Origin of the sequence: Methanosarcina soligelidi (genome assembly GCF_000744315.1) — an archaeon.
Classification (GTDB): domain Archaea; phylum Halobacteriota; class Methanosarcinia; order Methanosarcinales; family Methanosarcinaceae; genus Methanosarcina; species Methanosarcina mazei.
The window spans coordinates 2,812,981-2,825,390 of sequence record NZ_JQLR01000001.1 but is presented as its reverse complement, the minus strand read 5'-3'; the positions used below and the strand labels follow the sequence as shown (position 1 = coordinate 2,825,390).

6 protein-coding genes are annotated in these 12,410 nt (G+C 47.5%); all 6 read right to left on the bottom strand.

The genetic code is table 11. The features are described 5' to 3' along the window. Positions 1 to 238: 238 nt before the first annotated feature. Positions 239 to 1,123, bottom strand: coding sequence for a helix-turn-helix transcriptional regulator (locus M886_RS12230; protein WP_048041978.1), 885 nt, complete (start codon positions 1,121 to 1,123; stop codon positions 239 to 241). Positions 1,124 to 1,322: 199 nt separating this feature from the next. Further along, positions 1,323 to 4,151 (bottom strand): cation-translocating P-type ATPase, encoded by a 2,829-nt coding sequence (locus tag M886_RS12225; protein WP_048051260.1) that lies wholly within the window; start codon positions 4,149 to 4,151, stop codon positions 1,323 to 1,325. A 75-nt stretch (positions 4,152 to 4,226) separates the two neighbouring features. Continuing rightward, positions 4,227 to 5,270: a polyphosphate kinase 2 family protein gene (locus M886_RS12220; RefSeq protein WP_048040396.1), complete on the bottom strand. Its 1,044-nt coding sequence runs from the start codon at positions 5,268 to 5,270 to the stop codon at positions 4,227 to 4,229. Positions 5,271 to 5,352: 82 nt separating this feature from the next. After that, a complete protein-coding gene (locus tag M886_RS12215; protein WP_327036896.1) occupies positions 5,353 to 6,150 on the bottom strand; it encodes an MFS transporter in 798 nt (265 codons plus the stop codon). A 169-nt stretch (positions 6,151 to 6,319) separates the two neighbouring features. Further along, the gene (locus M886_RS12210; RefSeq protein ID WP_011034970.1) at positions 6,320 to 6,868 is read right to left on the bottom strand and encodes an HdeD family acid-resistance protein; all 549 of its coding nucleotides are present in this window, start codon (positions 6,866 to 6,868) and stop codon (positions 6,320 to 6,322) included. 705 nt (positions 6,869 to 7,573) lie between these two features. Then, positions 7,574 to 12,121 (bottom strand): NosD domain-containing protein, encoded by a 4,548-nt coding sequence (locus M886_RS12205; RefSeq protein ID WP_048041981.1) that lies wholly within the window; start codon positions 12,119 to 12,121, stop codon positions 7,574 to 7,576. Positions 12,122 to 12,410: the final 289 nt, after the last annotated feature.

The window sequence follows — 12,410 nt, the reverse complement described above, 5'->3', positions numbered from 1 at the left end:
CAGGGCAAGAATCATCCTGAAGGGATCGGGATTAAGCCGTGGAAAGACGGTAGCTATAAGCATCTCAAGTACAACCTCACGCTCATATCTATTTCACCTTCGGAACGAGGGGCTAGAGCCTGCACGACTTGCCTCCAATGGGAGAAAGGATGACTCAGGAAGCCACTCAGTCTTTAGCTGAGTGGTAGTTCACTTCTCAATAAATGTTCTAAAGCTGTGCTCCTTTGGAGGTCCTGCGTTATTTATCTTCCTGTTCAAAATTTGTCCTGTGGTCTGGAAGACGTGAATTACCTGATGCACCGGAAACCAGAGGTTTTGCCTGCGTTCGGAAGTATTCAAAGGTTTCCCGACCCCAGTTTACGGATTTTTCTCCGAAACTTACTATAGTATTATCCTCGCCTTCGTCACATTTGCCAGAAGAAAAGCAGGCGAAAACCATGGTATCAGTTACTGCCAGTGAAGGAGGAGTGAGGTCCCCATTCAGCACGTATATTTCAAAGTTTTCAAGAAGAAGCAGAGCACCCAGTTCTTCTTTAAATTCTTCTGTAAACTTTTCAAATATAGATTGAGTAAAAATTACAGATACTTTCAGCCCTTTCTTTGCATTTTCTGCACAAATGTTCGGATAGTGCAGATTACGGTTTGAAATAATCAGAAAAACCTGTTTCGAACTGCAAAAAGCCCCGGTCATTTCCCTATACGCTGAAAAATCATCTTCTTCCTGGCAGTTTTCGGGTATTAATTCCATAAGTTCTTCCATCAGCTTGAAAAAAACGGATGGAGCCCCTCCTGGCTTAACACCTGACCAGTAATCGTAATTATCCTCAAGCAGCCTGAAAGCCTTTACAAGTGATTCCATTCTTCGGACAATTATTTTCCCCATAAGAGAAAGGCTGTATACTCTGTCCGCCTGAACAACAAGTCCGTTTTCTTTTAACTTTTTGAGCTGAGGCAGGACAGCAACCGGGTTCGTATCAAGTTCTGAATTGATTTCTTCGATGGTCCTTGGCTTCTCTTTCAAAAATAAAAGCAAGTCCGTCCTTTTCTCGGACGACAGAAGAACTGTGATCAGGGAAGATCTCATCAAATCTATTGCAAAGACTACGAATATATATTTTTTCATCCTTAATATTATAGCTCCTGAGTAAACGGGTTGAGTAAACGTGTTAATAGATTTACCTGGTAGAAAAAGTCTGTTTTCAGCAGAATCGCTACAAAAAGGATAATCGATTTTTTATCCCTCTTTCAAACTTTTTCAAGACCTTTCAAATTTTTCAAATCCACAGATGGTTTTACTTCCTGGTTTATGAAGGAACAGAATTTCAGGTGACAGGAGCTTTCATATCATGGCGACGGCTGCGAAGGAAGACCTTGATGACCTCGTCTACGAGCAAAAGGGCAATGGCAGCGGCTATGCAGATCCGCCACTGGTCCCCACTTAGCGAGGTCAGACCCAGAAGGCGCTGCAGGAAGCCGAGCTCGGTCGCCAGGATGGTTATCAACAACGCCATGCTATAGAGGAACATCTGGTTTCGATCATGAATAATGTCCCTGTCAAAGGCAGTCTCGGTCTCGCTGCGAGCGCTGAGTCCCCTTGAGATGCTGAGCAAAGCGAAAGCCACAAAGCCCATGGTGGCCGCTGTGGTCACGCCTGCCTCTTCATAGATCGCCTCCAGATATACCGTGATGACCGCCATCAGAATGCCAAGAAAGGCTATACGCACCCATTGTGAAGTTGACAGGAGGGGTTGCTTCAACGGCCTAGGTTTCTTATCCATCAGGCCTGAGGTCGGCTTGTCGAACCCCAGTGCCATAGCCACAGGGACTGAGATCAGGAAGTTCAGAAACAGGATGACGAGTGCCGCAAACGGGACTCCACCGAGTACGAAGAAGAATGCAGCCAGCAGGTAGCATGTGATGTATGCCACCAGTTGTCCCATCTGGAAGCGGACGAAGTTGAACAGGTTGTTGTAGATGTTCCGGCCATACTCCACAGCTTTGACGATGGTGGCGAAGTTGTCGTCGGTCAGGATCATCACCGCTGCGCCCTTAGAGACTTCGGTGCCTGTAATACCCATAGCCACACCTATGTCTGCCTTCTTCAATGCCGGGGCATCGTTGACACCATCGCCCGTCATTGCCACGATATTGTCCTTCTGCTGTAGCAGTGTTACCAGCCGGATTTTGTCCTCCGGTGTCACGCGAGCCACCACGCCTATCTGATCCAGCTGTGGCTTCAACTGCTCATCAGGAATGGCGGCAAATTTCGCCCCTGTCAGAGCCTGGCCCTCTATACCCAGCTCGTGGCCTATGGCGGCGGCTGTCACCGCATGGTCGCCAGTAATCATGCGCACCTGGATCCCGGCACTGTGGCATCTGGCAATGGCATCCTTTGCCTCTGCCCTAGGCGGATCGACTATTCCCACCATCGCCAGAAGAGTCAGGTCCTGCACCAGGTCGAGCAAATTGCCTTTAGGATCGAAAGTGGTCGGATCGAAATCGCGGCGCGCCACTACCATAACCCTCTCACCGGCAGCCGCCATGCGGTCGTTTTCAGCCAGTGCCAGCTTACGATTTTCATCGGTTACTGCCGCCGGATCTCTTCCCGGCAGCCAGTAGTATCCAGCACGAGCGATCAACACATCAGGTGCCCCCTTGACGCAGCAACGCACAACCGGCTTACCCTGCTCATCTGTCATATTGTGGAAGGTAGCCATGAACTTATATTCGGCATCGAAAGGCACCTCGGCTACACGCGGAAACATCTCTCGCGCGCTGTCCACATGGATGCCCCCCTTCTCAGCCAAAACGATCAGAGCGCCCTCTGTAGGGTCGCCTATCAGCGTTTCACCGTCCAGCCTGGCATCGGCGCACAGAGCCATGGGCAGCAGGACCTGATCAAGGTCGATCCTTGTCCCGCCTGCGCTCTGTATCTTTCCCCCGGTGCTGTAAGGCGTCGTGCTTTTCTGCCACGGCTGGCCGGCAGGGATGCCCTGGGTCAGTTTCAACTCGCCCCTGGTGCCGTAGCCTTCCCCCGTCACATGGTAACGGTTCTGGCCTGGGACGGTAAACTCAACCGCTGTCATCTTGTTGAGCGTCAGCGTGCCGGTCTTGTCTGTGCATATAGCCGAGACAGAACCAAGAGTCTCCACCGATGGCAGCCGTTTGACAATGGCATTCTGGGCAGCCAGCTCCCGCGTGCCCATGGAATACATGGTGATGACCACAGCCGGCAGACCTGTGGGGATGGCTGCGATAGCCAGAGCCACACCGGCGATGAAGATATCGTCCAGTGGCTGCCCGTTATTGATCCCCATTATGACCATCAGGATAAATGCAAGACCTGCAAGCGCTGCAATTATCATCGTCAGCCGGTCAAGCTGCTTCTGCAGGGGTGTTTTATCTGCCTTGGTCTTGTTGAGCAGGTCGGCGATGTGACCCATCTCGGTACCCATACCGGTAGTGGTGACGACCATTTCGCCGCGACCACGCGTGACCGAAGTGTTCATGTATGCCATGTTGTGGCGGTCACCCAGTGGTACCTCAGCCCCTTCTATAATCTCGCTGTTCTTGAAGGAAGCAACGCTTTCGCCAGTCAGAGCCGCTTCCTCTATTTCCATAGTGGCCGTCACAAAAAGGCGCCCGTCGGCAGGGACGACATCTCCCGCCTCCATCAACACAACATACCCTGGCACCACCTGCGCGATGTCGACTTCCTGCGCCACTCCATCCCTGCGCACATGAGTGATGCTCTTCATCGTCCCGGCTAGCTCCTCCAGGCTGGCAGCAGCCTTGGATTCTCCACGCAGGCCCAGCATTGCGTTGAAGACGGTCAGACTCGCAAGCACCAGCGTAGTTCCCCACTTACCTGTGAATATCTGGTTGACGATCGCCGCCACAAGCAGGACTATCTGCATCAGGTCTTTGTACTGCCGCAGGAACGCCTTCCAGCCCGGCTCCTTATTCGTATCCACCAGATGATTCGGGCCGTACTGCTGCAAGCGCTGCTGAGCCTCAGCTGCACTTAAGCCTCTGTCAAGACCGACCTGAAGTCGGCTGGCGACTTCTGTGGGCGTAAGTGCGTACCAATTGACACCTGACTCCGTTTGTGCCGGACCCGGCGATGTGGCTTTATCAGATTGGGGTGACATGTTCCTTCTCCTTGAGTTTGAAAAGTGTGGAGGCTTGATCTTTCAGGTTGAAAGTATCCCTGCTCTTGCATGACCTTACCTGTTCTTGCTGCCCTTTTTCTTGCTTTCCTTCTTAGATTCGTCCTTCGGGACTTCACCGTTTGAAGCCGGGTCTTGTGGATCGGCATCTTCCTCCTCTTCGGCCTTTACAACGGCCTTATCCTTCGGACCGCTGTCCTCTCTCTCCAGCTCTTCCTTTGCCGCAATCAAAGCCTGTTTCTGCTCCTCACTGACTGTAGGATAGGCGAGGTTAAGTTTTTCCATCGTGTAGTAAAGTACGGCAGCCACGGCCAGCCTTGTGAACCACTTGTGATCGGCCGGCACGATGTACCATGGCGCCCACTCAGTACTTGTATGGTTGAACATGTCTTCGTAGGCAGCGATATAATCGTCCCAGTGGGCCCGCTCTTTTATGTCGGCTGCGGAGAACTTCCAGTTCTTCTCCGGCAACTGGGTCCGCCTCAGGAAACGCTCCTTCTGGGCTTCTTTGGACACGTACAGAAAGAACTTGATGACAACGATACCGTTGTCAACCAGATACTTCTCGAAGTTGTTGATCTCCTCGAAGCGCCTCCTCCAGATACGCTTGTCCTTAAGTTTGGGCGGGAGCTGCTGGCTGGCGAGGAATTCGGGGTGCACCCTTACGACCAGGACTTCTTCATAGTAGGAACGGTTGAAAATCCCGATGCGGCCGCGAGAAGGCAGGGCCTTGAAGTTGCGCCAGAGATAATCGTGGTCCATTTCCTCACTTGAAGGCCCCTTGAAACTGTGGACATCGACCCCCTGCGGGTTGACTCCTGACATGACGTGCTTAATGGTGCCGTCCTTGCCGGCTGCATCGAGTGCCTGAAGGTTCATGAGTACGGCATACTGGTTCTGAGCCCAGAGCTTATCCTGCATCTCGGCAAGCATCTGGATGCCTCTTGCCAGGGTTTCTTTTGCCTCTGCCTTCGTCATCCATTTCCCGGTGAAGCCGGGGTCGTAGTCCTTCTTCAAGTTGATCTTTTTGCCGGGAGGGACTCTCATGACGTCCATCAATGCTTCAATTCTGGTTTCCACATCTTCAATTTTGGCTGCCATATTTTGACTTCCTGTATTATTCTGCCTATTGAATGTTCAAGACCTGTCGAATTTCCGAAGGTCATCTGGATGTGCTTGATCTTCATTCTTTTTTAGAGACTAAAATTTCAGGCGGCAGGAAGATCGAGACTATTAAGCCCACTACCGCAAAAATCACCAGCCCCCAGAGGGAGGTTTTTATTCCCTCAATGCGGACGTTTTCGTTGATCCTCAATATCTCCTGTGAAACTTCAGGAGGAGCATCTTGCAGGACAGCCTGCAGTTCTTCATCGCTCAAAAACTGGGCATTCTCCTCTACTGAGGATATCACAGCGGGCTTGAGATCCTCTGGAATAACAGTACTTTCATCCATGAGGGCGGTGGCTCCTGCTACCAGGCCTGCAATGACGATGGAACCCATCAATGCAGTCCTGAGAGACATTCCCAGGTTCTGGGAAGCGCTCATAAGGGCAGCTGTCTCGCTCGTTCTTTCAGGAAGTACCTGCGAAAGTACGAGATTCATTACCTGGGATGCTATAAGCCCCCAACCTGTACCTATCAGGGCAAACCCGGTCATCAGGCCAGGCCCTCTGACCTCTATATTGATGGTTGCACTAGACAGGAAAAGCCCCGCAATAAGTATGAGTAGCCCAGCCTGAATAATGATCTTTGGGGCCATGCGGGAAGATAACCGGGATGCTGCAACCGAAGCAATTAAAAGAGGTATGGAGAGGGGGAGGTAAAGAAAACCTGTCTGTATCGCGTTGAGTCCCAGGGCGACCTGAAAGAAGAGAGCCATGCTGAACAGGAAACCTCCAAAAAGAAGAGTCTGAGCCGTCTGAGTGAAAACTCCTGAAGTAACCCCGCGGTCCCTGAGCACATCAAGCCTTATGAGTGGCATCTTACCCCTACTGATGACGTGACGTTCCCATAGGACAAAAATCCAAGAAATCGAAGCATTGCAATAGCGTTTAAAAATGCCAGCAATGCAGCCAAAAAGACCAGAATAGTAACACTAGTAGGTCTTTCCATATTCTTGTCTCCTATTTTTGTCTCAAAAAACTCCTTTTTCAGGTGCGCATTTTGAGTCCGCCTATGACTCCCCCGATTCCTCCGATAACTAGGAAAATACCAAATACCCACGGTAGAGCTAGGGCTCCTACCAGAGCGTTGGCTAGAAGGAGAAGCCCGAGGATTATGGTGACTATACCAAGGATTCCTGTTCCCAATCCTTCCCCTTTAAGTCCTGATACAAGTTTTACAGCACCGCTGATTATAGCCCATACTCCTATGAAAATAACGAAGAGTGTGAGCACTATGAAAGGACTGTAAATAGGGTAAGTCAGTATAACGATTCCTGCAATAATGCTCAGGATACCTGAAAGCAGTTTCCACATACGATTTCCAGAGAATACAAAAGCCCCTAAAACGGAAAGAATTCCTCCTGCAAGCCAGAAAATGCCCAGGACCTGTATGAGAATAACAGTTGTTATTGCAGGACTGTATAACAGAAATAAGCCAACAATAATGGCAAAAATCCCTTCCAGGAGAACCACCCACCAGGGTGAATCAAGCGGTTCATACCCTAACTCGCTATCAACATCAACTGGTTGTTCCATGCAAATCCATCTCCCCAATTTTTTGGTGCTTCAATCGAACTCTCCTCTAGCAGAATACAGGTATAGGCATGGCTAAGAAGCATCAATCATCTTGAGCACCAAACTTCCTGTTTCCGGATATTTGAAGCACACTCAGAATGCCAGAGTCAAAAAGAGAATACCCCCTCCCTCCACAAAGAAGGAATTCTCTTCTTTCAGGGGCAGGTCTTTGATGAAACCCTACCTGTACAGCTTACCGCTAATGAATTTCAAATAACCTCTCTGCAAAAGGTGCTGCTGGTTGCTTCATTTCAAGAATTGAAAGCCCCTTCATGACACAGGTTGAAATAAATTATTCGTCTATCACTGTAGCATTTAGAGTCAGGATTTTTTTCAGGTCTAAATTTAAATCTTAATTTCAAGATAAATTTCGGTACCGGAACTAATTTCCCAACTCCACATTTGCCTGAAGATGTGGTGATATTGCCTATTATATACAAAACATAATATATAAAGTGTCTTATTATTATTTCTTAAAAAAGACTTTTTTATCAGAAAATCCGTCAGCTCGCCTGGTGTCCTTATCCACGGAAAAAAGAAAGTGGAGAGGTTTGACAAATTAGCAAAATAAATTAAAAAATAAAAATTCCGGGGCTTAAGACTTTCTTAATCTTAAACCTCTTTTTTCAAGTCCTGCACCTATATTTTTTCTGACGTCCTCCCAGGTCATTTCTGTTCCCATAGCAGCGTACCTGGAAAATCAAGAGCTTCAGCCTCGAAGAAATAATATTCCTCGTCTTCCCCGGTCACGACTGTTTCAAAAGGAGTCCAGACTTCATCATGGGACTTTTTGAGGACGACCGTGGAAATATCAATATTGTTCTCTTCAGCCCAGGCTTTTGAAACCCTGAATTCCATAACTGCCTTATTTATATTCTCTGAGTTTTCAGGTTCTTCATCCCCTACCAGGAGGCTCATGCCCCTGGAAACCTCAATAGTACGGGAGATTTTATAATCCCTGAAGAAACCACTCTCCGGTTTACTATCTGTCTCACTGCCAGCACCTGAAAGCCCCCTTCCTGGGTCCCCGTTTCCTGAGGCTGCCATTGCAGAATGCTTCCAGGGTTCAAAACCCTGTTCGGTTATGCCAGATTCCGGAGTGCTCAGGCTGAAACTGGCTTTCCTGTCTTTAGAACCCCCATTATTCAGGGCTTCAACTGTCCATAAACTTCCCGCAAACTCTTCCGAAATGCCCCTGTAATCCTGAACATCCCGCTTTCCTGAAATGCTATCTTCAACAAACTCCGGAAAATCGGAAGTGCGGGTTACTGGCAGATAATCCATGCTGCCGGTGTGAGAATTTATAAGATAGGGTGTATCGCCTATTCCGTCTCCGTCAGCGTCCTCACCTTCATAATCACTCCAGTAGTTCCCGATTTCGGAACTGTTCCAGGTATTAAGGCTCTCATCTTCAACATTCCATATATTGTCAAAGGAATTGTTGTAAATAAGGTTTCCATAGCTCTCATCGAACAGGATTCCCGTACCAAGGTTATAAGAAATAATATTCGACGCGAGGATATTTTCAGAAGGGCCTGTTTTATCCCCGATGCCTGTGCTTTCGGCCATAAGGTTGACCCCATACAGATTCATGAGAACAGTGTTATTTATTAACTTATTATTTTCAGATGCCCAGAGTAAAATTCCCAGTAAATTCAAACTGGAATCACTGTTATAAGCTGTATTGTTGTCAGAAGCCCACATTGAGGTCCCGTAATAGTTCAAATTCGCAGAATTTGCTTCTAGACTATTATTTTTCGAAAATGTAAGGTCGATGCCGTAGCTGTTTCCCAGAACAGCATTATTAATTAACTGATTATTATCCGAAGACTCCAGATAGATACCTTCAAAATTGTAATGTGCCAGGTTTTCTATAAAAGTGTTGTTTTCGGACGCGGCAGCATAAAATCCGTTGTAATTTTCCGAGGCAATGTTACTGGTCAAGTTGTTGCCCCTGGAATCTGCAATACAGATGCCGTGCCCGTTTTCCGAAAGGGTGTTGCCCGCAATCCGGGTATTATCTGAACTTAAAACATAAATGCCTGCATCATTGCCAGAAGCACTGTTTTTTTCAAGCACACAGCCATCGGAATCTACAAGAGAGATGCCAAAAAGGTTGTTAGATACGGTGTTATTTTCAAGCTTTGCCCCGCTTGTATTATAGAGATAAATGCCGCATACGTTATTCTCAGGGGCAAGGTCCCTGACCGTAACGTTCTGGCAGGAAATAAAATAAGCTGTCCCTGCATTTGAATTTGAATCAAGCACAATTTCTCCAGGCTCGTTCACATAGAAATAAATCGGTTTGCCGTTAACAAGGTTGTTTGTTTCTATACTGTTCGGTTCAAGCAGCCCCTCGGCTCCAAAATTATAGCAGTTGTCCGACATTGTATTGTTTTTAAGTGCATTTCCCCAGGAACTGGCAAGGTAGAGCCCGTATACCATGTTCGAATCTGCAGTGTTGTTCTCAATGTTATTTTCACATGCGTTTTCAAAAAGGAAACCGCACTCTTCATTCAAAACTGCTCTATTGTTTGTAATTTTTCCGTCCCCGGAGTCAAGGAGATACATCCCTATACTGTTGTTTGCAATGATATTATTGTCAAGCAGAAAAGTGTCCGTATTGCAGAGGACAACTCCCCAGTAGTTGTTTTCCAGGTTGAGATCCCTTATTATCACATTCTGGCAGTTAATACAGAAAACAGCCCCTGCCCTGGAAGAAGAGTTTATTTCGAAGTCGCTTTTCCCAGCAACGTGATAAACAGGCTTGAGATCAACAGTATTACTCGTATCGATGTCGTTTAAGGAACCAAAGTCTGTGATTTTCAAGTTATATCTATTGTCCCTCATATCATTGCTACGGAACCTGTTTTCTCCCGAATTTTCAAGACAGATCCCGCAGCTGTTTGAAACGGCTCTGTTTTTTAGAAGAGTATTGTTATGAGAATCATGAAGATAGATCCCTGTATGGACGTTTGAACTGGCATTGTTTTCTTTCACCGTATTGCTGGATGAACCGTAAAGGCAAATCCCGAGCAAATTATCTGTGAGGATATTGTTACAGATGTTGTTCTCCTTTACGTTATAAAGAAGAATTCCATAATTGGACAATAGCCCGTTTGAGTAATCGCCTGCTCCTACTATGGTAAACCCGCTGATATTTACGGAGTCTGCAGTAATATAAAAAACACAGTCTTCAGGGTTGTCAGACTGGACTACTGTACTTTCAGGTCCGCACTCGGAGCGGATTGTCAGGGTTTTGCCAATATTTACGGTTTCATTGTACCAGCCATCGCGGACAATAATCGTAGAGCCTGCTGCTGCCCTGTCAACTGCTTCCTGAATTGAAGGAAAAGTGTCAGGTGGAGCATCAGTGCCGGGTGCAGTATCGGATACTTCATCGTCAACGTACAGGGTTGCAGTCTGCTCCCCCACGGAAACACAATCTTCCCGGGATGTGATGTCGTCTCCAAATTCGTTTTCAACTGAAAGTGTCACTGTGTAAAGACCTGCTTCAGGATAGGTATGCACAGGGTTCTTTTCTGCAGAACCTGTACCATCCCCAAAGTCCCAGTTCCAGGACACAGGGGAATTCCTGCTAGCGTCAAAAAAACAGACCGTAAGCGGGGCAGCCCCTGAAGTAATATTTCGTACAAAAGCTGCTTCCGGAGCTGCGTCCCTGTTAGTAAACGCTTTTATGCAGGCGTTTGAATTTTCAAAGATAGAAGATAGGTCAGCCCAGCTTATCCCTTCAGGGCTGACATAACTTTCTCCCGCAAGGGAAGAAGCTTTGCTGCTGTACTCTTCTACGGGGCACTCCAGGGCAACCGGATATCCGTAATCAGGAGCACTGAGCCTGAGCACCACTGAAAAATTCTGCCCTTCTGTAAGTGGAACTTCCTGGTCCAGCATGACGGTATGGTAACCTGCGTAAGTAAATGTCCCGTTTTCGGACGCTTCTAAACCCTCAGGGTTTAAAGGACCGGAGACCGGATCAGTATAAATATAGACCTCATACCCGGCTCCCGAGTCCGTGGTATAGAAACTGACAGCATTCAGAGTCCCATTTTCTTCGGCTGTGAAAATATTGGCAGCCCAGGCGGATGTATTCTGAGCATAGCCGAAGCTGTTGACCCATCCCAGGGGGTCATACTGGTATACGGAGTCGTAACTATTGAGATCCTCTGCAGTGTAAACTGCATTATCCCTTCCTATTTTCGAATCATAGTATGAGATATAGAAATAACCTTCTTCACCCCATTCAGGACCCCAGGAATTCTTTACAATAAAGGCCCCGTCTCCCGGAGCAGCCGGATTGAATTTGTTTTTATCAAAAGAATCGTCCCAGCCAACAATAGCAACAAGGTGATTGGAGAATTCCTGGCCGTCATAATAATAACTGTTGTTAACAGGATCAAAACAGGCAAGATCCACATACATCGAAGAAGCGACTGCCCCGTATTCCTTAAGAGACGACTTGATGTTTTCATTGTCCAGGGCTCCCTCCCTGTCCGGGATAAAGAGGATTTCCTGCACATGTTTTACTATCGGCGTCTCCTCTGGAGAAATTCTGGAATGAGAGTCATACGGGTCATCCGTTTCAACGACAGGTCCGCTCCAGCGTGCCAGGTAAGCTGAAGACATCAGTGTGAAGCCGCCTTCAAAATAATCAAAGCTATCGGGATAATAAGGTAAGAGCAGATTTTTCATATTGTTTTCCGAAAAATCCCAGGTTTCTGAGGGGAGGAGATAGGACTCAAGCGAGGCATATGTCCCGTAAGTCCAGCAATTTCCCGAATCTATCTGGTCTTTTACAGGGCTGACCTTTCCGAGCGCCCGAAGGTCATAAAAGGGTTCAAAAGAGTAAGGGTCATCCGCACCTTCAACCGCTTTTAGGTGCGAGAAGCTTACAGGAGCCGGATGCAGCCCGGTTACATACTCTTCTGTTCCGGAAGTCGGTCCATCCGGAGAGGAATAGAGCAATCCGGCGGTTTTTTCTTTTTTATTCATCTGCTCCTGATATTCCAGAAACTCAGGATTTACAGGAGCTAGAGAATACCCTTCCGCAAAATCCGCATCTTCAGCCGCGTCCGGGCTGGAAGTCAACTGTGCAACCGATTCGTTTTCATCAGCCATACCGGAACCTGCTGCTGCAAGACCGGAGATAAGGATGAAAGAAAGTAATATCCTGAATATAATGTTCACATATTTCATTGAAAAACTCCCTCAAGTAAGCAATCGGCGAGAGCGTTTTCACAATTCGCCGGCGTTTTTACAGGTACATATCAGTCAAAGAAAATTAAAAGATCCAGACATTTAAAAACAATAATACGGGATGTCGGGACAGAACCCGAGCATACTGGCCTGAAAGCTGCCCGGAAACAGATGAAACAAAACTGCAAGAGACAGCCTAATATATGCAAGAATTTAGAAAAGTAAACATTGAGATGTATATATAAATTCCGAATTTTACGTAGAGATTAAAAAGAGCCTGTCAGGAGAA